This window comes from Methylobacterium sp. CM6241 (genome assembly GCF_054817845.1).
Map to the genome: position 1 here is coordinate 2,170,018 of NZ_CM139246.1, position 26,108 is coordinate 2,196,125.

At 63.4% G+C, this 26,108-nt stretch carries 23 protein-coding genes and 1 riboswitch; of the genes, 11 read left to right on the forward strand and 12 right to left on the reverse strand.

What is annotated here, in order from left to right:
- The first annotated feature begins 22 nt into the window (after positions 1-22).
- Both ACYQR9_RS10035 and msrP read left to right on the forward strand, forming a co-directional pair.
- Entirely contained in the window at positions 23-1,726 is a 1,704-nt protein-coding gene (locus ACYQR9_RS10035) for an AMP-binding protein (protein WP_207411612.1), read from the forward strand.
- 139 nt (positions 1,727-1,865) lie between these two features.
- A complete protein-coding gene (msrP, locus tag ACYQR9_RS10040) occupies positions 1,866-2,822 on the forward strand; it encodes a protein-methionine-sulfoxide reductase catalytic subunit MsrP (RefSeq protein WP_056431138.1) in 957 nt (318 codons plus the stop codon).
- A 225-nt stretch (positions 2,823-3,047) separates the two neighbouring features.
- Here msrP and ACYQR9_RS10045 read toward each other — a convergent pair whose 3' ends face one another.
- The 6 genes from ACYQR9_RS10045 to carB all read right to left on the reverse strand — a co-directional run bounded on the left by ACYQR9_RS10045 (position 3,048) and on the right by carB (position 10,855).
- Positions 3,048-3,938, reverse strand: a complete 891-nt coding sequence (locus tag ACYQR9_RS10045) for a LysR family transcriptional regulator (RefSeq protein ID WP_056431588.1) — start codon at positions 3,936-3,938, stop codon at positions 3,048-3,050.
- Between the two features lie 232 nt (positions 3,939-4,170).
- Positions 4,171-5,145, reverse strand: coding sequence for a thioredoxin-disulfide reductase (trxB, locus tag ACYQR9_RS10050; RefSeq protein ID WP_461229478.1), 975 nt, complete (start codon positions 5,143-5,145; stop codon positions 4,171-4,173).
- Positions 5,146-5,159: 14 nt separating this feature from the next.
- A complete protein-coding gene (locus ACYQR9_RS10055; RefSeq protein WP_461229479.1) occupies positions 5,160-6,176 on the reverse strand; it encodes a mitochondrial fission ELM1 family protein in 1,017 nt (338 codons plus the stop codon).
- A 34-nt stretch (positions 6,177-6,210) separates the two neighbouring features.
- Entirely contained in the window at positions 6,211-6,747 is a 537-nt protein-coding gene (locus ACYQR9_RS10060; protein WP_207411614.1) for a hypothetical protein, read from the reverse strand.
- A gap of 18 nt (positions 6,748-6,765) precedes the next feature.
- Positions 6,766-7,242, reverse strand: coding sequence for a transcription elongation factor GreA (gene greA, locus ACYQR9_RS10065; protein ID WP_187273304.1), 477 nt, complete (start codon positions 7,240-7,242; stop codon positions 6,766-6,768).
- 127 nt (positions 7,243-7,369) lie between these two features.
- Complete coding sequence (carB, locus tag ACYQR9_RS10070) at positions 7,370-10,855, reverse strand: carbamoyl-phosphate synthase large subunit (RefSeq protein WP_461225102.1); 3,486 nt, start codon at positions 10,853-10,855, stop codon at positions 7,370-7,372.
- A gap of 317 nt (positions 10,856-11,172) precedes the next feature.
- Here carB and ACYQR9_RS10075 point away from each other — a divergent pair, with 317 nt between their 5' ends.
- On the forward strand, positions 11,173-11,613 hold the full coding sequence (locus ACYQR9_RS10075) for a pseudoazurin (RefSeq protein ID WP_461229480.1): 441 nt from the start codon (positions 11,173-11,175) through the stop codon (positions 11,611-11,613).
- 52 nt (positions 11,614-11,665) lie between these two features.
- On the opposite strand, the gene ACYQR9_RS10080 is transcribed toward ACYQR9_RS10075, so the two are convergent.
- Entirely contained in the window at positions 11,666-12,043 is a 378-nt protein-coding gene (locus ACYQR9_RS10080) for a hypothetical protein (protein WP_056431120.1), read from the reverse strand.
- Between the two features lie 199 nt (positions 12,044-12,242).
- The gene (gene carA, locus ACYQR9_RS10085; protein ID WP_207411618.1) at positions 12,243-13,481 is read right to left on the reverse strand and encodes a glutamine-hydrolyzing carbamoyl-phosphate synthase small subunit; all 1,239 of its coding nucleotides are present in this window, start codon (positions 13,479-13,481) and stop codon (positions 12,243-12,245) included.
- Positions 13,482-13,686: 205 nt separating this feature from the next.
- On the opposite strand from carA, the gene ACYQR9_RS10090 reads away from it, so the two are divergent.
- The 3 genes from ACYQR9_RS10090 (at position 13,687) to rpoD (ending at position 18,359) form a co-directional block, all read left to right on the forward strand.
- A complete protein-coding gene (locus ACYQR9_RS10090; protein ID WP_056431113.1) occupies positions 13,687-14,148 on the forward strand; it encodes a GatB/YqeY domain-containing protein in 462 nt (153 codons plus the stop codon).
- A gap of 96 nt (positions 14,149-14,244) precedes the next feature.
- Positions 14,245-16,167: a DNA primase gene (gene dnaG, locus ACYQR9_RS10095; RefSeq protein ID WP_461229481.1), complete on the forward strand. Its 1,923-nt coding sequence runs from the start codon at positions 14,245-14,247 to the stop codon at positions 16,165-16,167.
- Between the two features lie 197 nt (positions 16,168-16,364).
- Positions 16,365-18,359 carry an RNA polymerase sigma factor RpoD gene (rpoD, locus tag ACYQR9_RS10100; RefSeq protein WP_419951803.1) on the forward strand — a complete coding sequence of 665 codons (1,995 nt, stop codon included), beginning with the start codon at positions 16,365-16,367 and terminating at the stop codon, positions 18,357-18,359.
- A 140-nt stretch (positions 18,360-18,499) separates the two neighbouring features.
- Here the strand turns inward: rpoD and ACYQR9_RS10105 are convergent, their stop codons facing one another.
- Complete coding sequence (locus tag ACYQR9_RS10105; RefSeq protein ID WP_082469953.1) at positions 18,500-18,889, reverse strand: hypothetical protein; 390 nt, start codon at positions 18,887-18,889, stop codon at positions 18,500-18,502.
- A 162-nt stretch (positions 18,890-19,051) separates the two neighbouring features.
- Between ACYQR9_RS10105 and ACYQR9_RS10110 the strand changes: the two genes are divergently transcribed.
- The 5 genes from ACYQR9_RS10110 (at position 19,052) to ACYQR9_RS10130 (ending at position 23,442) form a co-directional block, all read left to right on the forward strand.
- Positions 19,052-20,302, forward strand: coding sequence for an adenylate/guanylate cyclase domain-containing protein (locus ACYQR9_RS10110; protein WP_056431106.1), 1,251 nt, complete (start codon positions 19,052-19,054; stop codon positions 20,300-20,302).
- 65 nt (positions 20,303-20,367) lie between these two features.
- Positions 20,368-20,498, forward strand: a riboswitch (TPP riboswitch).
- Positions 20,499-20,566: 68 nt separating this feature from the next.
- The gene (gene thiO, locus ACYQR9_RS10115) at positions 20,567-21,793 is read left to right on the forward strand and encodes a glycine oxidase ThiO (protein ID WP_461229482.1); all 1,227 of its coding nucleotides are present in this window, start codon (positions 20,567-20,569) and stop codon (positions 21,791-21,793) included.
- The gene (gene thiS / locus ACYQR9_RS10120; protein WP_461225096.1) at positions 21,790-22,002 is read left to right on the forward strand and encodes a sulfur carrier protein ThiS; all 213 of its coding nucleotides are present in this window, start codon (positions 21,790-21,792) and stop codon (positions 22,000-22,002) included. The genes thiO and thiS overlap by 4 nt, the downstream gene beginning before the upstream one ends.
- Before the next feature lie 16 nt (positions 22,003-22,018).
- Positions 22,019-22,813: a thiazole synthase gene (gene thiG, locus ACYQR9_RS10125; protein ID WP_461229483.1), complete on the forward strand. Its 795-nt coding sequence runs from the start codon at positions 22,019-22,021 to the stop codon at positions 22,811-22,813.
- Positions 22,810-23,442: a thiamine phosphate synthase gene (locus tag ACYQR9_RS10130; protein ID WP_461229484.1), complete on the forward strand. Its 633-nt coding sequence runs from the start codon at positions 22,810-22,812 to the stop codon at positions 23,440-23,442. Before thiG ends, ACYQR9_RS10130 begins: the two co-directional genes overlap by 4 nt.
- Here the strand turns inward: ACYQR9_RS10130 and ACYQR9_RS10135 are convergent.
- From ACYQR9_RS10135 to ACYQR9_RS10145, 3 genes are read right to left on the reverse strand one after another with little or no spacing between them, the layout of a single operon-like run.
- Positions 23,439-24,188, reverse strand: a complete 750-nt coding sequence (locus tag ACYQR9_RS10135) for a hypothetical protein (RefSeq protein ID WP_056431094.1) — start codon at positions 24,186-24,188, stop codon at positions 23,439-23,441. The genes ACYQR9_RS10130 and ACYQR9_RS10135 overlap by 4 nt on opposite strands.
- A gap of 57 nt (positions 24,189-24,245) precedes the next feature.
- On the reverse strand, positions 24,246-25,073 hold the full coding sequence (locus ACYQR9_RS10140) for a transglutaminase family protein (RefSeq protein ID WP_056431091.1): 828 nt from the start codon (positions 25,071-25,073) through the stop codon (positions 24,246-24,248).
- Between the two features lie 36 nt (positions 25,074-25,109).
- Positions 25,110-26,054, reverse strand: coding sequence for an alpha-E domain-containing protein (locus tag ACYQR9_RS10145; protein WP_056431088.1), 945 nt, complete (start codon positions 26,052-26,054; stop codon positions 25,110-25,112).
- Positions 26,055-26,108: the final 54 nt, after the last annotated feature.

The window sequence follows — 26,108 nt, forward strand, 5'->3', positions numbered from 1 at the left end:
GCACATCAGAGGGAGGATCGAGATGGTCCAAGGCACGGCCCCCGGGCCGGTTTCCGTGCGCCCATGGCTTTCCATGTATCCGCCCGGCATACCCGCCGAGATCGACGTCACCAGCCCGCGCACCCTCGTCGACATCCTGCGGCTCAGCACGACGCAATGCGCCGCTCGTCCGGCCATCCGATGTTTCGGCACATCCGTCACCTATGCCGAACTCGGTGCCTCCGCCGATGCCATTGCGGCCTGGCTGGTCGCCGAGGGGTTCCGCAAGGGCGACCGGATCGCCATCATGATGCCGAACGTGCCGGCCTATCCGGCGACGATCTATGGAATCCTTCTGGCCGGCTGCGTCGTGGTCAATGTGAACCCGCTCTACACGCCCCGTGAACTGGCGGTGCAGATCAACGATTCAGGCGCGAAGGCACTCTTCGTCCTCGAGAATTTCGCCCATACGGTCGCCGGCGCGGGCGCCGACCTCGACCTCGATCGGATCGTCGTCGCCGGGCCGGGTGACGGGCTTGGCCTCAAGGGCCGGATCATCGATCTCGCCGCGCGCCATATCAAGAAGGCGGTGCCTCCCTATCGACTGCCCACGGGGAAGACGTTGCGCTTCGACGCGGTCGTGCGCCGCGGGCGAAGCCTGCCGAAAGTGTCCGTCCCGGTCGGACCGCAGGATCTCGCCTTCCTGCAATATACCGGGGGTACGACGGGCGCGGCCAAGGCGGCGATGCTGACCCATGCCAACGTCGTCGCCAACGTGGCTCAGTGCCGGGTCTGGTTCTGCGTGTCGGAGACCGATGGGGTCGACCGGGTGATGGTCACGGCCCTGCCGCTCTATCACATCTTCGCCCTGACCGGCTGCTTCTTCCTGTTCATGAGCATCGGCGGATGCTGCCTGCTCATCCCCAATCCCCGCGACGTGGACGGGTTCGTGAAGACCCTGAAGGGCAATCGCTTCACGCATATTTCCGGGGTGAACACGCTCTTCAACATGCTCAACAACCACCCGAAGATCACCGAAGTGGATTTCTCCGCAATCCACTTCGTCATCGCCGGTGGCATGGCCGTGCAGGCTCCCGTGGCGGCCAAGTGGAAGGCGATCACGGGCAAGTCCATCGTCGAGGGCTACGGATTGTCGGAAACTTCCCCCGTGGTCTGCGTGAACGACCCGCGGGCGGATTGGACCGGTACGATCGGCTTTCCGGTTCCCTCGACCGATGTGGCGATCCGTGATGCCGAGGGGAGGGACGTCCTTCCCGGCGAGCCGGGCGAACTCTGCGTGCGTGGTCCACAGGTCATGGCGGGTTATTGGAAGCGGCCGGACGAGACTGCGCTGGCGACGACCAGCGATGGCTATTTCCGCACCGGGGACGTGGCGGTGCTTCAGGCAGACGGGCAGGTACGCATCGTCGACCGGATGAAGGACATGATCCTGGTCTCGGGATTCAACGTCTACCCGAACGAGGTGGAGGAAATCCTCGTCGGCCATCCCGGCGTGCTCGAATGCGCGGTAGTCGGCACCCGATCCGAAGAGACCGGCGAGATGGTGGTGGCGCATGTGGTGCTCAAGGATAAGAGCGTCGATGTCGAGGCGCTGCGGAGCTACGCGCGCTCGCAGCTGACCGGCTACAAGGTGCCGAGGCGCATCGTCTTCCACGACGCGCTGCCGAAGACCAATGTCGGCAAGGTGCTTCGCCGCGCCCTGCGCGACGACGCGGCGCGCCCCTGAGCGGCACGTCGACGTAACCGGTGGCGGCCTCTCATCGAATGGTGACGATAGGCCTTGCTTGCACTGATGCGCGGCGGGGACGATCTTCGCGGGATACAGCCGCCGCAAGCGGCGATCCCACCATTTTCGAGGACGGCACATGTACATCAAGCGCAGTCGCGGCTGGGAAATGCCTGAACGCCTCGCGACGCCCGAGAGCGTCTTCCTCAACCGCCGCGCCTTGCTGGGCGGGGCCGCGGGCCTCGCTGCGACGTCTCTCGTCGGCGTCGAGCACGCATTCGCTGCCGCCGATCCGACGAGCGGTCTCTATCCGGCGGCGCGTAACGATGCCTATACGCTCGACCGTCCGCTCACGGCCGAGAAGTTCTCGGCCGATTACAACAACTTCTACGAGTTCGGTACGTCGAAGACCGTGCTGCCGGCTGCTAACGCGTTAAAGACCCGCCCCTGGACCATCAAGATCGACGGATTGGTCGAGAAGCCGTTCGAGATCGGGATCGACGATCTGGTCCGCAAGATGACCCTCGAGGAGCGGCTGTACCGCCATCGCTGTGTCGAGGCCTGGTCGATGTCGGTGCCCTGGACGGGTTTCCCGCTCTCCAAGCTCGTCGCCCTGGCAAAGCCGGCATCCGGTGCGAAATACGTTCGCATGGAGACGTTCATGGACAAGGCCATGGCGCCGGGCCAGCGCTCGTTCCTCTATCCCTGGCCCTATGTCGAGGGCCTGACGATGGAGGAGGCCAACAACGACCTCGCCTTCATCGCCACGGGCATCTACGGCAAGCCGCTCGCCAACCAGTTCGGCGCACCGATCCGCCTCGCGGTGCCGTGGAAGTATGGCTTCAAATCGGTGAAGTCGATCGTAAAGCTGTCCTTCGTCGCCGAGCGGCCGAAGACGTTCTGGGAAGGCCTCCAGGCCTCGGAATACGGCTTCTGGGCCAATGTGAACCCTGCAGTGTCGCATCCGCGCTGGAGCCAGGCATCGGAGCGCGTACTCGGCACCGACCAGCGTGTTCCGACGCTGATCTACAACGGCTACGGCGAGCAGGTGGCCGGGCTCTACAAGGGTCTCGAAAACGAGCGCCTGTTCGTTTGAGGCCCGGTTTGATCGGCTTTTTCGGTGGAAGCTTATGCCGAAGTCGATCATCCCAGCAGACCACCTCATCCTGAGGAGACCTTTGCTTGAGCAAAGGGCCTCGAAGGAGAGCTCCAGCTGTCGTGCTATCCCTGGTAGCCTCCTTCGAGGCTGCTACGCGACACCTCAGGATGAGGTAAGGCCCTGGATTAACAACGCAAACAGGCCTTGAGAGACTTCTTCCGGTCAGTAGGTCCAGCGCTGGGCCTTCGCCACGAGGAAGTCCCTGAAGGCCTGGACGCGCGCCACGGAGCGCATCTCCTCGGCATAGACGAGGTAGCTCTCCATATGCGGCATCTCGACGTCGCGCAGCACCTGCATGAGGCCGGTCTGCCCCTCGACCGCGTAATCCGGGAGGATACCGATGCCGGCGCCGGTCTCCATCGCTTTCTGCAGGGCGGCGATATTGTTGACGGTGAAGTGGATCGTTCTCCGCTCCTGGCCTTCACGGCCGACGGTGGACAGCCAATGGGTCGCCAGCAGGTAGGAGGGTTCGTTGCCGCCGAAGGAGACGAGGCGGTGATTGTCGAGATCCGCGATGGATTTCGGCTCGCCGAACCGCTTCACGTAATCGGCCGAGGCGAAGGCATGGTAATGCACCGTGAACAGCCTGCGCTGGATCAGGTCCGGTTGGGCTGGGCGCCGCATCCGAACCGCGACGTCGGCCTCGCGCATGGCCAAATCGAGTTCCTCGTTGGTGAGGATGAGCTCGACGCGGACATCGGGATAGAGGTCCAGGAATTCCGCGACACGCTGGGCGAGCCAGGAGGTACCGAGACCCGTCGTGGTCGTCACCTTGAGGTCGCCGCTCGGGCGCTCGCTCGTCTCCACGAGACGCGCCCGGGTGTTCTCCAGTCGCAGCTTCATGTCCCGCGCGGCCCGGAACAGCAGGTCGCCCTGTTCGGTCAGGATGAGGCCACGGGCGTGGCGGTGAAAGAGGGGAGCCTTCAGTTCGCGTTCGAGGGCGCTGATCTGGCGGCTGACTGCCGACTGGCTCAGGCCGATATCGTCGCCCGCGCGGGTGAAGCTGCCAGCCTCGGCAACGTTGAGGAAGATCCGGATCTTGTCCCAGTCCACGGCGTCCAACCCCCTCACGCAGCCCCGTTCCGACGACCGGACTCCCGATGCCGGACCCGGTTCGGTCTGGGATCGGTCTTTGCCGTGTCACGGTGTGCCCGGCCGCCGTTTCCTACGGTTCGGCCAAACAACACGGGACGCCGAGCCGATGGAACTCGGCTCGTGCTGGTTTTAGGACAACGATCTTGCGATTAGGTTGACGCCCGACGCAAGGCGCCGAACGAAAATTTCCCTATTCGGCGGCAGCCTGCTGTGGGGTTTCACCCAGTTCGAGGGCCGCGAGGTACTTTTCAGCCTCCAGCGCCGCCATGCAGCCCATGCCGGCCGCGGTGATCGCCTGCCGGTAGACATCGTCCGTCACGTCGCCGGCGGCATAGACACCGGGGATCGCCGTCTCGGTCGTACCCGGCTTCGTCTCGATGTAGCTGCCATGGCGCATGGCGAGCTGTCCCTCGAAGATCCCGGTCGCCGGCTGATGCCCGATGGCGACGAAGACGCCGTCGGCCTTCCGCTCGGTGATCGAGCCCGACCTCACGTCCTTCAGGCGCAGATGCGTGACCGAGGGCGGTGACTGGCTGCCGCAGATCTCCTCGATCGCGTGGTGCCAGACCACTTCGACGTTGGGATGCTTGAACAGGCGCTCCTGCAGGATGCGCTCCGCACGGAACTCGCCCCGGCGATGGACGACCGTGACCTTCGAGGCGAGGTTGGCGAGATAAAGCGCCTCCTCAACGGCCGTGTTGCCGCCGCCGACCACCACGACCTCCTTGCCGCGAAAGAAGAACCCGTCGCAGGTGGCGCAGGCCGACACGCCGAAGCCCTGGAACTTCGCTTCGGACGGCAGGCCGAGCCATTTCGCCTGCGCCCCGGTGGCGATGATGAGGGCGTCGCAGGTGTAGGTTTCGCCGGAATCGGCTTCCAGATGGAACGGCCGCGCCTGCAGATCGACCTTGGTGATGTATTCCGACACGATCTTCGTGCCGACATGCTCGGCCTGGAGCTTCATCTGCTCCATCAGCCACGGTCCCTGAATCGGATCGGCGAAGCCCGGATAATTCTCGACATCGGTCGTGATCATCAGCTGGCCGCCCGGCTGGAAGCCGGAGATCAGGAGCGGCTCGACCATGGCGCGGGCCGCATAGATGGCGGCGGTGTAGCCGGCCGGGCCTGAGCCGATGATGATGAGCTTGGAATGGTTGGGGGCCATGGTTCGGACGTCTCCTACGGCCGCGACGCAGGTGCGAACCCGGCGCGGTGCTCGATATAGGCGCGGGCCATAGCTTCTGCGATGGTCGGCGTCGCGTCGAGGGGGGTGTAATGCAACTCTTCCAGACGGCCGGTGAAGGGCTTCAGCGCGCCCGCCATGGCCAGCCCGGCGAAGAGCCGCCGGTGCCGGATGTAGGTTTTCGGGAGATCGAAGAGAAGCACCGGCGCGCCGGTGCTCACCGCTTCCCCCACCATATTGGCCGAATCCGACGTGACCACGATGGCGTCGGCGAGCGCCAGCAGCGACACGTAGGGGTTCGCCCCCGTACCGTCCCAGAAGAATCCCTGTTTCTCTTCAACGAGGCGCTGCAAGGCCGAACGCAGGGGCGACGGCGTGCGGCGGGACACCGTGAGCATGAGCGACGCACCGCCATCGGCCAGCTTCGTCAGATGGGCGAGAAGCCGCTTCATGTCGGTCGTACGGTAGCTCAGATGGCGGCTGTCACCCCCGATCAATACCGCTACGCGAGGCTTCGAAAGATGGGTCAGACGGGGGTCGGGTGAGCGGCGCGCAGCCGCCAGACGTGCCGCCGTCACCTGGTGCGGCGCCGTCAGCGTGGTGAGCACGTTCGGCCCGCGAAGATCGTCGTAATCCGGTACCCAGATGAAATTCGCAGTGTCGTGGCCTGTCCGCGGATCCTTCAGGAAGGCCGTAAAGGTCTGGCCCTTCGACGCTTTTCGGATCGCCCGAAGGTAGGGAACGGCGCGGCGGCCCGAGGCGATCACGATCTCGGGAAAGGGACCGGCCAAGGCACCGCCGCGCTGGCCCGGGCGGTCGCGCGGGTCGATCGGTCCCCACGGGGCGAGCCAGCCGAAGGGGGGGCGCGGCGAGACGCGGCGGATCTCGTAGTCCAGACCGAGCGTCTCTGCCAGACCGATGCACTGGTTCTCATCGCCAGCCTTGCCGTCCGTAACGATCCAGGCGCCGAGATGAGCGAGTTTTACGGACACGAGTTCACCAGCAGGTCGCATCACACCGGCAGCTCCCAAGATCGACATGGCTGCGTCAGTTCGACGGGAATGCTCGGCGCAACCAGCCGGCATAGTGCCGGGCTATCGCGGCCACGCGGCGCCGTTCCGAATCCATGTCATACCATGCCCCGCCCGAGCTCGATGGCAGGGCCGAAAGCTGCGGATGCCGGGCAAGCACCTCGCCCCGACGCCCGACGAGCAGGGCTTCGCCATCGAGATAGTCGGATTGCGAGCCGCCACCAAAGCCGCTGCGGCCACCTTCGCTGCCGGTATAGGGACGTAGCGAAAGGCTCTTGATCCTCACCACCAGAACCGGTCCGGTCCCGCCGAGCCTATCGGCGAATTCCTGATTCAACGCGGTCAGGAGATCCCCACGAAGCGCCTCAGCGGGGGCACCGCCGCCCTGAGCCAGCAAAGGCCCCACATCCACACGGATGGCCGACAGTTTCGAACTACCGAAGGACGAAAGCCCTTGGGCGAGGGTCGGCGCGGCCATAGCGAGAAGAGCGGCGATAGCGATCGCCGCTCTCTGCAGGATCCTGACTGAAAGGCGGCATGCCGCCGGCTTCATGATGAGATCTCTCCGGCGTCAGACGCCGTACTGGACCGCGACCACTTCGTAGGACTTGCCGCCACCGGGCGTCGTCACCTCTACGGTGTCACCAACGCCCTTACCGATGAGAGCGCGAGCGATCGGGGAGGTGATCGAGACGAGACCCGAACGGACATCTGCCTCGGGCTCACCAACGAGCTGGTAGGTCTTCTCTTCCTCGGTATCCTCGTCCACCAGTTTCACGGTGGCGCCGAACTTGATCTTGGTGCCGGACAGCTTGGTCACGTCAATCACCTCGGCCCGGGCGATCATGCTCTCGAGCTCCATGACGCGGCCCTCGTTGTGGGACTGTGCTTCCTTGGCGGCATGATACTCGGCATTTTCCGAGAGGTCGCCGAGCGCGCGCGCTTCAGAGATGGCCTGGATGATGCGCTGACGCTCCACCTGCTGGCGATGCTTCAGCTCGGCTTCCAGCGCAGCGAACCCGCGCACCGTCATCGGAACCTTGTCTATCGTCATCGTCTCGCGCCACAATGAATAGGCCCGGTCGGGAGCGGAATGCTCCCTCCGGGCCAGAGTAAGATGGTCTTGAAGCCTTGGCACCTGCTACGTCCAATCAAGTCGGACGCAGCATCAAATGTTAGGCCGCGAAGTATTCCTGCAAAGCGCGGACTTGGAGATCACCTTCGAGATAGGCCTTGATCCCCTCGGCCGCTGCCATCGCTCCGGCTAGAGTGGTGTAGTACGGGACTTTATGCAAGAGGGCCGCCCTGCGCAGGGAGCGCGAGTCCGAGAGTGCGCCTGCGCCTTCCGTCGTGTTGAACACCAGCTGGATGTCGCCGTTCTTGATCGAATCGACCACGTGAGGCCGGCCTTCCAGCACCTTGTTCACCCGCTCCGTGGGGACTCCGTTCTCCAGGAGGTAGCGCTGCGTCCCGCTGGTGGCGACGATGACGAAACCGGCCTCCGATAACTCCCGGATGGCCGGCAGGATGCGGGCCTTGTCGGCGTCACGGACCGAAACGAACACCGCGCCGCTCTTCGGCACGAGGGTGCCCGAGCCGAGCTGGCTCTTGGCGAAGGCGACGCCGAAACTCGAATCGAGGCCGATGACCTCACCGGTGGAGCGCATCTCCGGTCCGAGCAGGACATCGACGCCGGGGAAACGGGCGAAGGGGAACACGGCTTCCTTGACGGCGATATGGTCGAGGACCTTGGGCTCGAGCCCGAAACTCGCGAGCGGCTCGCCGGCCATGACACGCGCCGCGATCTTGGCGATGGGCTCGCCGATGACCTTGGCGACGAAGGGCACCGTGCGGGATGCCCGTGGGTTCACCTCCAGCACGTAGATTGCGCCGTCCTTGATGGCGTATTGCACGTTCATCAGGCCGCCGACCTGTAGGGCCAGCGCCATCGCCCTGGTCTGGCGCTCCAGTTCGGCGATGGTCTCGGGCGAGAGCGAGCGCGAGGGCAGCGAGCAGGCGGAATCGCCCGAATGGATGCCGGCCTCCTCAATGTGCTCCATGATGCCGGCGATGTAGACGTCCTTTCCGTCGCAGATGGCATCCACATCGATCTCGGTGGCATCCGACAGGTAGCGATCGAACAGGAGCGGGTTCTTGCCCAGCACCGTGTTGATCTGGCCGGTCTTGTCGTTGGGGTAGCGCGACTTGACGTCCGACGGGATCAGGCTCGGCAAAGTGTCGAGGAGATAGTCGGCGAACTGGACCTCGTCGCGAATGATCGCCATGGCGCGGCCGCCCAGCACGTAGCTCGGGCGCACCACGAAGGGCAAGCCGAGATCGGAGGCCACGAGGCGGCTCTGCTCGACTGAATAGGCGATGCCGTTCTTCGGCTGCTTCATCCCCAGCTTGTCGAGGAGCCGCTTGAACTGGTCGCGGTCCTCGGCAAGGTCGATGGCGTCCGGTGAGGTGCCGAGGATCGGCACGCCGGCCGCTTCGAGGGCGCGGGCGAGCTTCAGCGGGGTCTGGCCGCCGAACTGGACGATGACGCCGTGCAGCGTGCCGGCCTGCCGCTCGGTCTCGATGATCTCGAGCACGTCCTCCTGCGTCAGCGGCTCGAAATAGAGCCGGTCGGAGGTGTCGTAGTCGGTGGAGACCGTCTCCGGGTTGCAGTTGACCATGATGGTCTCGTAGCCGGCCTCGGTGAGCGCGAAGCAGGCGTGACAACAGCAATAGTCGAACTCGATGCCCTGGCCGATACGGTTGGGCCCGCCGCCGAGGATGATGACCTTCTTGGCGTCGGTGGGCTGCGCCTCGTCGACCACGGTGCCGGCGAAGGGCGCCACGTAGGTAGAGTACATGTAGGCGGTGGGCGCCTTGAACTCGGCCGCGCAGGTGTCGATGCGCTTGAAGACCGGGCGGACGCCCAGCGCCCGGCGGGCGGCACGGACGCTGTCCTCGTCGGTCTTAGCGAGCACGGCGAGACGGGCGTCCGAGAAGCCCGCCGCCTTGAGCTGGCGCAGCGCGCCGGGTGTGGTGGGGATGCCGTGGGCCTTGACCCGGTTCTCCAGATCGATGATCGCCTGGAGCTGCTCCAGGAACCACGGATCGATCTTGCAGGAGGCATGGACCTCCTCGTGGCTGACGCCGAGACGCAGGGCCTGACCGACCTTCAGCAGGCGATCAGGGGTCGGCGTGCCCAACGCCGCTTTGATGGCATTGTGGTCATCGCCCTTGCCGAGCCCCTCGATCTCGATCTCGTCTAGGCCGGTCAGGCCGGTCTCCAGGGAGCGCAGCGCCTTCTGCAGCGATTCGGCAAAGCAACGGCCGATGGCCATGGCCTCGCCCACCGATTTCATCGCCGTGGTCAGCGTCGGCTCGGCGCCCGGGAATTTCTCGAAGGCGAAGCGCGGGATCTTGGTGACGACGTAGTCGATGGTCGGCTCGAACGAGGCCGGGGTCGCGCCGCCGGTGATGTCGTTGGCGATCTCGTCGAGGGTGTATCCCACCGCGAGCTTGGCCGCGACCTTGGCGATGGGGAAGCCCGTGGCCTTGGAGGCGAGCGCGGACGAGCGCGACACGCGCGGGTTCATCTCGATGACGATCATCCGGCCGGTGGCCGGGTCGATGGCGAACTGCACGTTCGAGCCGCCGGTCTCCACGCCGATCTCACGCAGCACCGCGAGCGATGCGTCGCGCATCACCTGATACTCTTTGTCCGTGAGCGTCAGGGCCGGGGCCACGGTGATGGAATCGCCGGTATGGACGCCCATCGGATCGATGTTCTCGATGGAGCAGACGATGATGCAGTTGTCGTTCTTATCACGAACGACCTCCATCTCGTATTCCTTCCAACCGAGGACGCTCTCTTCGATCAGGACCTCATTGGTCGGCGAAGCGTCGATGCCGCGCTCCACGATGTCGAGGAATTCTTCCCGGTTGTAGGCGATGCCGCCGCCGGTGCCGCCCATGGTGAAGGAGGGGCGGATGATGGCCGGGAGGCCGACTTCGGCCAGCGCGATCAGCGCCTGCCCGATGGCATGCTCGCCGTAGCGCTTGCGACGGTCAGATTCGCCCGCGTGCCACTTCTTCTCGAACGCGGCGAGGGCGGCCGGGCGAGTGGCCTCGTCGGTGGAGGTCTCGATCCGGGCGATCTCAGCGAGGTACTTTTCGCGATCCACCTTCTTGGCGGCGGACGCGTTGGCGACGGCCGATTTCGGCGTTTCCAGGCCGATCTTGGTCATCGCGTCGCGAAACAATTGCCGATCCTCGGCCTTGTCGATGGCCTCGGCCGTTGCGCCGATCATCTGGACGTCGAATTTTTCGAGTATGCCCAGCTTCTTGAGCGAGAGGGCGCAGTTCAAGGCCGTCTGGCCGCCCATGGTCGGCAGCAGGGCGAAGCCGCCGGGAAGGACGTGGCGCTCCTTCTCGATGATCTTGGCAACGATCTCCGGCGTGATCGGCTCGACATAGGTCGCATCCGCCATGTCCGGGTCGGTCATGATGGTGGCCGGGTTCGAATTGACCAGAACGATCCGATAACCCTCCTCGCGGAGGGCCTTGCAGGCCTGCGTCCCGGAATAGTCGAATTCGCAGGCCTGCCCGATCACGATCGGACCGGCACCGATGATGAGGATCGTGGAGAGGTCGGTGCGTTTCGGCATCGGGCGCCTTGGCTTGCGGACGCGCGCGTCCGTCAAGCGCGGCGCCACAATCTGGAGCGGGCCGGATATGGACGCGAGCGGCGTGAATGATCGTTAGGGTTCGCGTCTACACGCGGCGGGAGGGTTTTGGAAGAGCGTCGAGAGGCTTGGCGACGATTGTGCCCGCCCCGAATGACCGCTCGTTCGCCACCAAGAATAATTAAACTATAATAACTATAAATTTAAGAAGATGCAAAATATTGCGCCCTAGACGGAGCTGTGTAATTGAGATGATCGGCGCGTTGTCGATCTCGAACAAGACTAATTCGAGGATAGGAATGATAAAGCTAGGAACGCTCATGGGCACGCTGGCCCTGTGCATCGCCTCCGGCCCAGCCGCTTTCGCCGCCGAGATCGCCGTGAAGACCCTCAACAGCGGGCCGGGTGGTATAATGGTCTTCGACCCTGCCTTCGTGAAGTTGGCGCCGGGCGACAGCATCAAGTTCGTCCCCCAGGACAAGGGGCACAATGCCGAACTGATCAAGGGCATGGCGCCCGAGGGAGCGGAAACCTTCAAGACCGTCCTGGGCAAGGAGGAGGTCGTCAAGTTCGACAAGCCCGGGGTCTACGGCATCAAGTGCTCGCCGCATTACCTCATGGGCATGATCGCCGTGGTGGTGGTCGGCGATAAGCCGGAGAACCTCGAAGCGGCGAAGGCGGTGACGCACAACAAGCTCGCCGCCAAGCGGTTCGAGCCCCTGCTCGCCCAGGTTCAGTGACGTAAGAAAAGGAGGCGGCGCCAAGCCGCCTCCGACTACCCGCGCGGTACGATCAGAGGCCGATATAGAGGGCGGCCACCGCGCGATCGATGGAAAGATAGAACACGCCGAAGGCCACGGCGGCGGCGGCGGCGAATTCCAGGGCGACGTTGGGCAGGGTCTGCGAGCGGCGCAGGATCTCGCGGCCGAAGAACAGGCTGAGCCAGGCAATCGTGAGGACGACGGGCAGGACGAACAGGAAGGACCAGGTGCTCTCGATGGTCTGGGTGCCGCCGGCCGGGTCGATGAGCGCGCGGATGTTGCGGACCCAGGGGGCGTAGCAGGCCGAATACAGGGCGGTCATCCAGGCGAGAGCGACGGCCACGCCGAGATGGAACGTGAAGACCCGATGCAGGCGCGAGAAATCATCGCGCGCGTCGTCGAACGTCATGTGGAAAACCCCGTGCTCAAGGCAGCAGGACGATCGTCGCGGCGGCGTCACCGTGCCGATCGTCGTTGGCTTCGGGGAGTGCCGGTCAAAGCCGGGTTTTTTGTGACAACGAGGGAACCATTTCGCGAATGCCCCGGCGGCGATCCGCCGGAACTCAAGGGATGGGTGCGAAAGCGCCTGACGCGGCGAACGAACGGACCTACGCAGCGCCGGTGGGAGCCGTCTCGGCCTTGCCGCTGCGCATCAGCGCCACGAACCGCTCGAACAGGTAGTGGCTGTCGCGTGGGCCCGGCGAGGCTTCCGGGTGGTGCTGAACCGAGAAGGCCGGGCGGTCGGTGAGGGTAAGGCCGCAATTCGAGCCGTCGAACAGCGAGATATGCGTCTCCACCGCAGTCTCGGGCAGGCTGGCCGGATCGACGGCGAAGCCGTGGTTCATCGAGACGATCTCGACCTTCCCCGTGGTCTTGTCCTTCACCGGGTGATTGGCGCCGTGATGGCCCTGAGCCATCTTCACGGTGCGTCCGCCGAGCGCCAAGCCCATGAGCTGGTGCCCGAGGCAGATGCCGAAGGTCGGCACCTTCTCGTCCAGAAGCTCGCGGATCACCGGAACGGCGTATTCGCCGGTGGCGGCCGGATCGCCTGGACCGTTCGACAGGAAGACACCGTCGGGCTTCATCGCCATGATCGCGGCGGCGGAGGTGGTGGCGGGCACGACGGTGACGTCGCAGCCGGCCTCGGCGAGCAGGCGCAGGATGTTGCGCTTCACCCCGTAATCGATGGCCACGACCTTGAGGCCCTCGCCGATCTGGCGGCTGCCGTAGCCGCTCTTCACCGCCCAGGTCGTCTGCGACCAATCGGAAGTCTCGCGGCTCGTGACCGGCGGAACGAGGTCGAGACCCTCCATCGGGGCGAGGGCGGCGGCGCGCGCCTTCAGTGCCTCGCGGTCGAACCGCCCCTCCGGATCGTTGGCGATGACGGCGTTGGGCATGCCGTGGTCGCGGATGAGGGCTGTGAGCGCCCGCGTGTCGATCCCGGTGATGCCGACGATGCCGCGCGCCTTCAGCCAGGCGTCGAGATGGCTCGACGAGCGCCAGCTCGACGGGTTGGTGACGGCCGAGGCAATGACCGCGCCGCGGACGCCGGAGGCGGGGGCCGCGTCGAGGCTCTCCAGGTCTTCGTCGTTGGTGCCGGTATTGCCGATATGCGGAAAGGTGAAGGTGACGATCTGACCGGCATAAGAGGGGTCGGTCAGGATCTCCTGGTAGCCGGTCATTGCGGTGTTGAAGCAGACCTCGCCGTCGGACGCCCCGGTCTGGCCGATGCCGAATCCTTCGAGGATGGTGCCGTCGGACAGCACGAGCAGGGCTGTCGCGAGCGGCTCGGCCCAGGGTGCGGGCGTGGAGGATGATTGCGCTTGGGCGCCTTCGTCTTGCAGCATCGTCGCGATCTCGCTTATGTCCAGCCGACCCATCGACGCCGGTGCGACGGCGCGCGCTGGTGGCGCATTGTGCGGCGCTCATAACGAGCGGGCCGTGATGGGGTCAATGTGGCCTCGGCGTTCGACCGGCTCAACCACTTCGATTCGCAGAATCTCGCAATTCGCACACCATTCCCGTTATCGGGACTACTTTCAGGAGACCACCATGCTGCGCGCCCGCCTTACCAGCGACATGAAAGAGGCCATGAAGGCCGGCGACAAGGCCAAGCTCGCCACTGTGCGGATGATTCAAGCCGCTTTGAAGGACAAAGACATCGAGGCCCGCGGTCTCGGCAAAGAGCCAGCCACAGAGGAAGAAATTCTCGCGCTACTGCAGAAAATGATTAAACAGCGCAACGAATCCGCTGGCGTCTATGATCAGGGTGGCCGCCCCGAACTCGCTGAGAATGAGCGGGCCGAGGCTGCGATTATCGCGGGTTATCTGCCCCAACAGATGGATGAGGCCGAGACGAGAGCTGCGATCGAGGCGGCTGTCGCGGAAACCGGTGCGGCTGGTCCTAAGGACATGGGCAAGGTCATTGCCGTGTTGAAAGGAAATTTCGCGGGCCGGATGGATTTCGGCAAGGCTAGCGGTCTGGTGAAGGACGTGCTGAACGCCAAATCCTGACTGATTGGGTTTCAGGGGGAGAGCGCGCGTCGAAGCGTTCGGGACTCTTTAAACGCACTGGGCTAGAATGAACCTCTGCGAAGGTTCGGTGCCCCAGTGCGTTACCCACCCCACATCCTCGAAGAGATCAGAGCGCGGCTTCCCGCCTCCGACGTGGTCGGGCGGCGGGTGCGGCTGAAGAAGGCGGGCCGCGAGTGGCGCGGCCTATCGCCCTTCAACTCGGAGAAGACGCCGTCCTTCTATGTGAACGACCAGAAGCAGTTCTACCACTGTTTTTCGAGCGGTAAGCACGGCGACGTCTTCACGTTCCTGATGGAGACCGAGGGCCTCAGCTTTCCCGAGGCGGTGGAGCGCCTGGCCGGGGAGGCGGGGGTGACCCTGCCCGCGCCCAGCGCCGACACGCGGGAGATGGAAACCAAGCGCACCGGCGCTTTCGAGGTCATGGAACTGGCGGCCGCCTATTACGTGGACCAGCTCAAGGGCCGCCTCGGTACCGGCGCCCGCGCCTATCTCGACCGGCGCGAACTCGGCCCCGAGATCCGCTCGCGTTTCCGGCTCGGCTACGCCACGTCGGAGCGCTACGGCCTGCGCGATCATCTGGCCGCGAAGGACGTGGACAAGGAGCTGATGGCCGAACTGGGCCTGCTCGTCAGCGGCGACGACATCGCCGTCCCCTTCGACAAGTTCCGCGACCGGGTGATGTTTCCCATCACCGACAGCCGGGGCCGGGTCATCGCCTTCGGGGGCCGGGCGATGCAGGCCGACGCCAAGGCGAAGTACATGAATTCGCCGGAGACCCCGCTCTTCCACAAGGGGCAGGTGCTCTACAACCTGCACGGCGCCCGCAAAGCGGCCCATGATCGCGGGACGATCATCGCGGTGGAAGGCTATGTCGACGTTATCGCCATGACCATGGCCGGACACCCGAACGCCGTCGCCGGCCTCGGCACGGCCTTGACGGAGGAGCAGCTGGCACTGCTCTGGCGCCATGCCGACGAACCGATCCTGTGCTTCGATGGAGACGGCGCCGGCCAGCGCGCGGCGTTCAAGGCACTCGACGTGGCCCTGCCGGGATTGACGCCTGGAAAGTCGCTGCGCTTCGCGCTTCTACCGGAGGGGCAGGACCCCGATGACCTGCTCCGCTCAGCCGGTGCTTCGGCCATCGATCGCGTTCTCGAAGGCGCCCGCCCCCTTGTCGACGTTCTCTGGTCGCGCGCTACAGAATCCACGCCAGCGGATACGCCCGAGCGCAAGGCTGGTCTCGCCAAAGGGCTGCGCGAGATGGTCGCTTCGATCCGCGACGAGACAGTGAGACGGTTCTATAAGGATGAGATAGAGGGGCGCCTTCGTGGCCTCTCACCCGCTAGTAGCGGTGGCCAGCGTCGGACCGGTTATGAGCCCCGGAACGGTGGTGTATCGACGTTTCAGCGCAAACCGCGACCTGGTGATCCGCCGCCATCGCCGCGAATCACTACGAAGTTCAACCCGCTCTTCGCTGGATCGACTAATTCCGGCGGGACGGCAATGTTTCGCGATCGTGAGGCTATGATCGTCTCGAGCTTGCTGGCTCACCCGGAATTGTTGGGGATAGAAGCCGAGGATCTGGCAGCGCTGGAACTCGACGATCCCGACGCACAGGCGCTGCGGTCCCTGCTGCTGGACCAGGCCGCAGACGCCGATCAGCCCGATGTGGAGGTGCTGGAAACTCGTTTGCGCAGGGCTGGGCTCGGCGAAGCAGCGATACGGCTCGCCTCCCATGTCCGGCCTGGTGACCGCTGGACGCTCGATCCGCATGCAGACCGGATGCGGCTGGAAGACGCATTGCGTCAGGCCGTGATCTTGCACCGGAAGTCTGGCGCGCTAAATAGCGAGCTTCGCTCTGCCGAGCGCGCACTGGTCGAGGATGAATCCGAGGCCAACTTCGCTTGGCTTTGCGACGTCAAGGAACGTATGGCCGTAGTCGCAGGGGCAGAGGCAGACGCCGACGTGCCAGAATCAGACGATACGGCGGCCGCGTAACCACGACGAAACAGAATTTAGAGTGCCGCTTGCGGCGCATGGTTAACAATCGGTCAAGCGTCGTGCTTGTACACCGAAATATGAGATATCGACGCGGTCGCCTCGTGCGCGCCGCACATCACAGAATGGTGGCGTGGACGACGCGGAGTGAGCCGAACGCTCCCGCTCAACGCGACCAGGGCAACAATAGGCGGAACATGGCGACGAAGGCAACGGAACGGGACGATGCGGATGCTGCTCCTGAGCAACAGACCGACGGACCGCTCCTCGATCTGACCGATGCCTCAGTAAAGCGGATGGTGAAGCTCGCTAAGAAGCGCGGCTACATCACCTATGAGGAGATCAACGAGGTGCTGCCTGAGGGGCAGTCCGATCCGGATCAGCTCGAGGACGTACTGTCGCAGCTGTCCGAGATGGGCATCAACGTCGTCGAGGCCGAAGAGACCGAGGATGCTGGGGGCGACAAGCCTGCCAACGGTGAAGCGTCCGACGACGATGACGCCGCCGAAGGCACGGAAGTCGCCGAGATCGCCCCGACTAAGCCGCTCGCCGTTCGCGAGACGACGGCGAAGGAACCAACCGATCGTACCGACGATCCGGTTCGCATGTACCTGCGCGAGATGGGCTCGGTGGAGCTACTCTCCCGTGAGGGCGAAATCGCCATTGCGAAGCGCATCGAGGCCGGCCGCGAGGCGATGATCGCGGGCCTCTGCGAGAGTCCGCTTACCTTCCAGGCCATCATCATCTGGCGCGATGAGCTCGTCGACGGACGCGTGCTGCTGCGCGACATCATCGACCTAGAGGCGACCTATGCCGGGCCGGACGCGAAGAACGCTCCCCAGCTCACCGAGGGCGAGGATGCGGACGAGGCCGAGGCGCCGATCCCCTCTGAGGGCGGCGACGACGAAGACGACATGGAGAACAACGTTTCGCTCGCGGCGATGGAAGCTGAGATCAAGCCGCGCGTTCTCGAGACGTTCGACAATATCGCCAACAACTATAAGAAGCTGCGCAAGCTCCAGAACGAGCATGCCGATCTGAAGGCGGGTGGCGGAACGCAGACCTCCGCTCAGAGTCAAAAGCAGTCCGACCTCAAGGATACCGTCGTCGCCGACGTGAAGTCGCTGTCACTCAACTCGAACCGCATCGAAGCGCTCGTCGAGCAGCTTTACGACATCAACAAGCGCCTCATCAGCCATGAGGGTCGCCTCATGCGTTATGCCGAGAGCCACGGCGTCGCCCGCGACGAGTTCCTACGCCACTACCAGGGCTGGGAGCTCGATCCGAATTGGATGGAGCGTGTCGGCAAGCTCGGTGGCAAGGGCTGGAAGAACCTTGTCGAGAAGGGCGCCAAGCAGGTTGCCGATCTGCGTGAGCAGATCCTTACGCTCGCTTCGGAGACCGGCTTGGAGATCGGCGAATACCGCAAGATCGTCAACATGGTTCAGAAGGGCGAGCGCGAAGCCCGTCAGGCCAAGAAGGAGATGATCGAGGCCAACCTCCGTCTCGTGATTTCCATCGCTAAGAAATACACCAACCGCGGCCTGCAGTTCCTGGACCTGATCCAGGAGGGCAATATCGGCCTGATGAAGGCCGTCGATAAGTTCGAGTATCGCCGCGGCTACAAGTTCTCGACCTATGCCACGTGGTGGATCAGGCAGGCGATCACCCGCTCCATCGCCGATCAGGCGCGCACCATCCGCATTCCGGTGCACATGATCGAGACGATCAACAAGATTGTCCGGACCTCGCGCCAGATGCTGCACGAGATTGGCCGCGAACCGACTCCCGAGGAGCTGGCCGAGAAGCTGGCCATGCCTTTGGAGAAAGTCCGGAAAGTCCTGAAGATCGCCAAGGAGCCGATCTCCCTCGAAACGCCTATCGGCGACGAGGAGGATTCGCATCTCGGCGATTTCATCGAGGACAAGAACGTCGTTCTGCCGATCGATGCGGCGATCCAGTCGAACCTGCGCGAGACCACCACTCGCGTGCTGGCCTCGCTGACGCCGCGCGAGGAGCGTGTGCTGCGCATGCGCTTCGGCATCGGTATGAATACCGACCACACCCTCGAAGAGGTCGGTCAGCAATTCTCTGTCACGCGTGAGCGTATCCGTCAGATCGAAGCCAAGGCGCTGCGGAAGCTGAAGCACCCGAGCCGCTCCAGGAAGTTGCGAAGCTTCTTGGACAACTGAGGTTGAATCGTTCCGCGTTTCAGGCGACGATCATCTTTCAGAATCTAGAATGGCGCACCCCTCGGTGCGCCATTCTCGTTCAGGGCCTATGACCCGTAAATAAGGGACGCGACGGCTCGTCGGCCTTAACCACCTACGCGTCAATAGCTTGCCGCACGCGATGGGTCGAAGCCGCGCTTGCGCGAATAGATACTTTCTGCATCCGGCATGATGGCTCCCGCCATAGGATTTACGGGATTGGTGGCCCTGGGCTTTTGCCGAGATGCGTCCGTTCCACAGCCATTGCACAAGGACGCGATAGCCCGTTCACCGCGCCGGGCGATCCGTTCATTGAAGGTTGCCTGGCGCCGGCTGCTGGTTTCGTTCGATTCGGAGAAGCTCGATGTTGTCCGAGCATGAGCCTCGTCGCCTGCTGCAGCCTGCGCGCGGGATGGCGTGTTCGCGGCCGGAAGCGATACAGGCTCGGCCTTTGCCACCCCGGTACACGTCATGGCGATCACGAGGGCGACAACGCGATGTGCGAAAGGCATGGGCTGATCCGATGGTAGAGATAGAAAATCGGCGTCACGATCGGCCGGTGATGGCAAATTCCATATTACCGTGGCACCAATAGGACGACATTTTCGTGGGAACTCGTGACGAACTTGACGGCACCTGTTGTCGCCCCGCCCACTCCGACCCACTTTGGCATCATGCTCGATCTTAGTCCGCCCCATCCTCCGCCGACTGCCGATGCAGACGGGTCGGAGGCGAATGACGTACCGTTCGGGTCGCTGCAGGAGAGTGTCGCCCTCAGGGATTGGCTTTTGAGCGAGGGGGCTCGTCTGCCGCAGGCGGATGATCTTCTGGCCGGGATGTCTGAGCGGTTGATCGCTCTCGGTGTCCCTGTCGATCGCGCATCGACCGCCATCGACACGTTGCACTCCGAGTATTCAGGCGTGGGTCGTTTTTGGACGCGCGAGACTGGCTCGACGGTCCGCTTGTTCCCGCACGGCGATGCATCCGACCGTGCCTATCGAGATAGTCCGTTCTTCACCGTCCACGAGACCGGTGAATGGCTCATCGTCGATCTGAATGACACGAAGGATCTACGGTACTCGATCATTCCCGAACTCAAGGCCGAAGGTTACACTCACTATATCGTTGCGCCGTTGTTCTTTACCAATGGCACGCGTAACGGCATCACCTTCGCAACTCGCGCGGTCGGCGGCTTTCGAGACGAAGACATCGCGATCCTCCGTTTCGTCATGCCCACGCTGGCCGCAGTGATGGAGATGCGGATCGTCAACAAGACGCTGGATCAGGTTCTACGAATTTATGTCGGTGACGAGCCTCACCGAGCTATTCTCTCCGGTGATATCCGCCGGGGGCAAGTCAAGCGTATTCGATCTGCGATTTTTTTTGCAGATATGCGTGACTACACCCAGATTTCGGCAAATATGACACCAGAGGAGGCTGTGGACCTCCTCAATATCTTCTTCGATTGCCTTGTGCCGGCCGTCGAGCGCGAAGGTGGCGAAGTGTTGAAATACCTCGGCGATGGGCTGCTGGCGATCTTCCGCGAACGCGGCGACGACCTTGGCGGAGCCGCTAAAGGCGCACTCATCGCAGCGCGAACTGCCCTAGCCGCACTCGACGAGGCAAATGCCATTGGTCGGTTCGCTCAACCCGTCGTTGCGGGTATCGCCCTCCACCATGGCGAGGCGGCCTATGGAAATGTCGGATCGGGCGCCCGGCTCGACTTCACCGTCATCGGCCGCGATGTGAACCTTGCAAGCCGCCTCGCGCGCCTGAACAAGACGCTTGGAGAGCCGCTTCTCATGTCGAAACCGTTCGTCGATTTCCTTTGGGATGAGTCGGAAGCTCTCGGCGAACACGACCTCGATGGATTCGCCGAACCAATGGGCGTCTATAGGCCAGGGAGAACACCTGTGCCCGTCTGACACGGGTTCTTGTATCCTGAGGCGACCCTGGGGATTGACCGAGGCGCGATCGTTACCCACATCATGGGCGTTCCAGGGAGATCCCCGTCAAGGGGCTGAGAAACCGATGAGCTTGGGCCATGAGCCCGGGCGGCGCGGAAATCCTTTGAACCTGAACCGGCTCATACCGGCGTAGGGATTGGACCGCGGGTTTCTCTCGAAGGGAGCTCGGCACGCTTCGGATCGGAGCTGAAGGACACCAATCTTTGCGAAGCATCGCGGAGGTTGTTTTTGGACGTCTCAGCTAATCCGACCATCGGTTCCCGTAGAGCGACGGGTATCGTCATTGATAGCAACGCTTTGCCAACCCGAAGCGATGTCGTCGTTGTGGGCGCAGGATTGATCGGTCTCTCTTGTGCGTGGCGTCTGGCTCAAGCCGGGCTAAGCGTCACGGTCATCGAGCGCGACACCGTCGGCGTCGGCGCGAGCCTCGCCGCAACGGGGATGCTGGCACCGGCTGCGGAGCATGAGCCGGGTTCGGATCCTCTACTGCCTCTGGCGCTTGAAAGCTTGGCACGCTGGCCGGGCTTTCGCGACGAACTCCAGGCCGCCTCGGGTATCAGCATCGACTACCGGGAGGAGGGGACTCTCGTCGTAGCCATCGGTCGCGATGAGGTCGACCGCCTTCGATTTCGGCACGACCTGCAGATCCGGTCTGGACTTTCCGCCCGCTGGTTGCCGGGGTCGGAGGTTCGTGCTCTGGAGCCTACTCTACGCCCCTCCGTGACGGCTGGTCTGTTCTGCCCTGACGACCATCAGGTCGATCCACGTCTCGTGATGGCCGGGCTCACCCGCGCCAATCAGGCTGCCGGTGTCACAATCGTCGAGCACTGCGCAGTGGTGGCGCTCGATTGGGTAGGCGACCGGGTCTGCGGTGCTGCCACGTCTCGCGGGCATATCTCGGCGGCAACCCTGATCCTTGCAACCGGTGCCTGGAGTGGCGACGCCAGCCTTCTTCCCGGTGAACTCGCTTTGCCGGTGAGACCCTTGCGGGGTCAATCTCTGGCGCTGAAGACTACAACACGGACCGGCAATCTCTCGCACATGGTCTGGACCGAGCAGGTCCATATGGCCCCGAAGGCAGATGGCCATCTCATCATAGGCGCTACGGTCGAGGATTGCGGCTTCGTCCCCGGCGTCACCGCCGGTGGTCTTTATGCGTTGTTAGAGGGAGCGCGTCGGGTTCTACCCGGCATTGAGGAGATGGAGGTCGAGGCGGTCTGGAGTGGTTTTCGGCCAACCTCCGATGACGATGCGCCGATCATCGATACTCTGGCTCCTGGCCTCGTGGTCGCCACCGGGCATCACCGCAACGGCTATCTTCTCGCTCCAGCCACGGCCGATTGCGTGGCCGAGCTCGTTACCACCGGCGCGTTGCCCGATATCGCAAGCAGTTTCGGTCTCGCTCGATTCCACCGATCTGTGCAGCGCGAGAGGAGGGCCTTCGCATGAAGATCAGCATCAACGGACAGCCTCGCGAGATCGAGGCCGGGGATGTGTCGGCGCTCTTCCGGCTCGAGGCGGAGCAGACCGGAATTGAGAGCCCGCAGGGCATTGCCATCGCCGTGAACGGCACGGTCATTCGCCGGCGGGATTGGGAGACGACCGCCATCACGGAAGGCGACAAGGTCGAGATCGTGCGTGCCATGCAGGGCGGATAGCCGGAGGACAATCATCATGAACGGACGTACGATCGAAACTACTGCGGACGATGCATTGGTCATCGCCGGCGTGGCCTTGAGCTCCCGCCTTTTCATCGGCACTGCTGGTTATCCAACGCAGAGCATCATGGTCGATGCGATCGAAGCATCCGGTGCAGAGGTCGTCACCGCCTCGATTCGCCGCGTCTCGCTGCAAGGCCACGGTTCGGATACTGTGCGGCGCCTGAAGGGCTATCGTTTCCTGCCCAATACTGCCGGCTGCGAGACTGCTCGCGATGCGATTATGACCGCCGATCTCGCCCGTGAAGCCCTCGATACGAACTGGATAAAGGTCGAAGTCATCGGTGACCGGGAAACGCTCTACCCGGACGTGTCCGAATTGCTGGTCGCTTGTCGCCATCTCGTCGATGATGGGTTCGTCGTCCTGCCCTATTGCAATGACGACCCCGTCGTATGTCAGCGGCTTGCTGATATTGGCTGCGCGGCGGTGATGCCGATGGGCTCCCTGATTGGCTCTGGTATGGGGGTCGCCAACCCCGCTAATCTCGAATTGATCTGTCGTCGAGCTAGCGTGCCGGTCATTGTCGATGCCGGAATCGGCACCGCTTCCGATGCTGTGGTCGCCATGGAACTCGGCGCGGCGGGCTGTCTTCTCAATACCGCTGTGGCCAAAGCGGACGATCCGGTTCGCATGGCTCGCGCCATGCGTCATGCGGTCGAGGCCGGTCGCCTCGCCCATCTTGCTGGGCGAATCCCTAAGCGAGGCCGCGCAGATCCGTCGAGCCCGCAGCTCGGTCTCGTGGGCTCGTGAGGCCGAAGCCATCAGGTCTACTCGTCGTAACGGACCGGACGGGGAGTGACATCCCGTTGGTTGAAAGGGTCGAGGCGGCCCTCGCCGGCGGTGTCCGCTGGATTTGGTTCAGGGACCGCGATCTCGACGCGGCCTCTCGCCAATCCCTTGCCGAAGACCTGATCATCCCGGTGCGCAGGATGGGTGCTGCTTTCATCGTGGGGGGAGATGTGGCGCTCGCCTGTGCGATCGGAGCAGACGGTGTCCATCTCGGTGGTGGCGCCAAGCGAGAGGATATCCTTTCGGCAAAGCAACAACTTCCATCCGTATGCCTGGTTGGCATCTCGGCCCATTCTCCAGCCGAGATCGACAGGGCCGCCGAGCTGGGCGTGGACTACGCGACCCTTAGCCCAATTTTCGCGACGCAAAGCAAGCCGGGATACGGGCCCGCACTCGGGCCAGCTGCGATCCAATCTGATCGTAAGCGTGAGATACCTGTCCTTGCCCTGGGAGGAATCAGCCCGCTGAATACCCCAGCCTGCCGCAATGCCGGCTTTGCCGGAATTGCGATCATGGGCGGGGTCATGAGGACCAAGGATCCGGAGGGGGCGGTACGTGCCTATCGCGAAGCCTGGGAGGCTCCGGGCTAGCGCGGGGCAGGCCCGTAGGGAGGACGTGGGATAGCCCGGTGCGCTGCGCGCAGAGCGGCCGACCACCGCTCCCGGAGATCGTGGAAATATGACTCTCCTGCCTCGATCCGATGGCTCACCTCAAGGTCGAGGGCATCGCGTCGGCACACGGCGATATCGATCGGCAAACCCACACCCAGATTCGAACGCATCGTCGAATCCATGGAAACGAGGCCCACCTTCAGGGCGTCATAGAGGTCCGTCTCGAACTTCACGGCCCGATCGAGGATGGGCTTGCCGTATTTATGCTCACCAATCTGAAGGAACGGTGCGTCGGTGCTGCACTCAATGAAGTTTCCGGCCGAGTAGATGAGAAACAGGCGCATCGGCTCATTGCCGATCTGACCGCCGAACAGCAGCGAGATGGAGAATCGCAGGTTCGCTGCCTCGAACCCGGCCTTCTCGATGGCACGCACACGGCGGATCGCCTTGCCGATGAGCTGGGCCGCCTGAAACATCGTCGTGGTTTCGGTGATCTTCAGTGTAGGTTCGCCGTCATCGCCAGAGACGCCCTCGGCCAACATGCTGAGAACCGACTGCGTCACAGATAGATTGCCTGCCGAGGCCAGCATCATCACCCGTTCGCCCGGCACGTTGAAATGATGCAGCTTGCGATAGGTCGAGATGTCGTCGAGTCCCGCATTCGTGCGGGTATCGGCAACCATCACGAGTCCTTCCTCGACGAGGAGCCCGACGCAATAGGTCATGATACCGATACCCCCGATGGCCCGAGAATCTCGAGCCATGCCTCACGATGCGACAGATTAAACCTGGACGGCGGCTTGGACCTGTTCGACGCGAAGCTTTACTTCGAGCGTTTCAGTCCCGCCACCCATCCGGCTGCCTCTGATCGGGGCCGCACCCAAATAATCCAGCCCGATGGCGACACGGATATGCGCCTCGGTCGTAGCGATACCATTTGCAGGGTCGAAACCTACCCATCCAAGGCCGGGCACCAGGGCTTCCGCCCAAGCATGCCCCGCTCCCTGGTCCTCCCCGCCTTCGGCGTGGAAGAAATAGCCCGAGACGTAGCGAGCAGGAATCTCGAGATGTCGCGCGGCCGCGATGAAAATATGGGCGAGATCCTGGCAGACGCCCTTTCCGGCGGCGAAGGATTGCGCAGCGGTGGTGCTGGCGCTGGCTGGACCCGGCTCGAACGCGACCGTGTCGAAGACAGCGGCAAGGAGGCGGTGGAGGCAGGGGAGCACTGAGGAATCCCCTTCGTCGACCACGCTTTTAGCAAAAGCCTGAAGCTCGGTATTGGCCACCGCCAAATCGGAATCGCGCAGGTAGAACACATCTGGAAGGCGTTCCACCGTGCCGCGGACGATCCCATGCATCTCGTTGGTGTCGACTTCGCCGGTCACCCGGATGGTCAGGGCATCCGCAGGCTCGTCCGCCGTGAACCAGTGCGTGACATTACCGAAGCCGTCCTCGCGCTCGCTGACCCGCCCATCCACAGACGGCTCGATCCGCCAGCGGCGGACGTATTGCCCGTCATGGTCACGCGGACGAAGACGCAGGAGTTGGATCAGGCCGCGAGCGGGCTGCTCGTAAGTGTAGTTGGTCTCATGGAAAACGCGGATGCGCATGGACGTCTCTTGCAGAGCTCAGGATTCGACGGAACCCTACACCAGATATTGTTCGATGACGGCCGCGCCGAGGCGATTGTTCTCGACGATGAAGGCAGTGACAAACTCGTGTAGCCCCGACCGGAAGACCCGGTCGATATTCTCGCTTTCAAGGCGTGCGAGAGTGTTGCTCGCCAACCGCTGACTAGCCCCACGCCTGCCATAGGCGTCGGCGATGAGATCGAGATGCTCCACCAGCATTCCGTAGCAATTGGTCAGTGAGCGCGGCATCTGCCGGTTCAGAATGAGCAGGTCGGCGACCAGGAGCGGTTTGACGCTTTCACGGTAAACCCAATGATAAGCGTTAAAAGCCGAAACCTCACGAAGGATCGTAGTCCATTGGAAATAATCAAGGCTTCCACCGACTTTCTCAGTGGCCGGCAGAAGAATACGGTATTTCACATCAAGGATACGAGCGGTATTATCCGCACGCTCAATGGCGGTGCCGAGTCTTGTGAACCAATAGGCGTCGTTCCGTAGCATCGTACGATAGGCTGAGCCGTCGAACGCGAGGGACACACCTTTCACCCATTCGAGGAAACGGCTGAACTCATCGCGAGTGAGGTCGCGACCTTCGTAGTTGCGCAGTTCAAGCCAGGCTCCGTTGATCGCGTCCCACATTTCCGTGGTCAGCGCCGTACGCACGGACCTGGCGTTTTCTCGCGCCGTCTCGATGCAGGAGCGGATCGAAGAAGGGTTGTGCGGTGAGAAAGCCAGGAAGTTGCACACGGTCGCTTCGTTGACGCTGTCATAAAGCGTCTTGAACACTTCCGGGTCTCCCGCCGAAGCCAGTGCCGACGCCCATTCGTTGGTCTCGCCACCGCCGTAGCTCGACGGCAGGGCCGCGAGCCGGTGAGCCGCATCGAGGATGCGAGCCACGAATTCGGCCCGCTCGGCGTAGCGCGAGAGCCAGTAAAGATTGTCGGCGGTCCGGGACAGCATGGGCTTCCGTTAAGGCGATAGACGAGAAAACGATCCACCTCTCGCGCGAGGTGA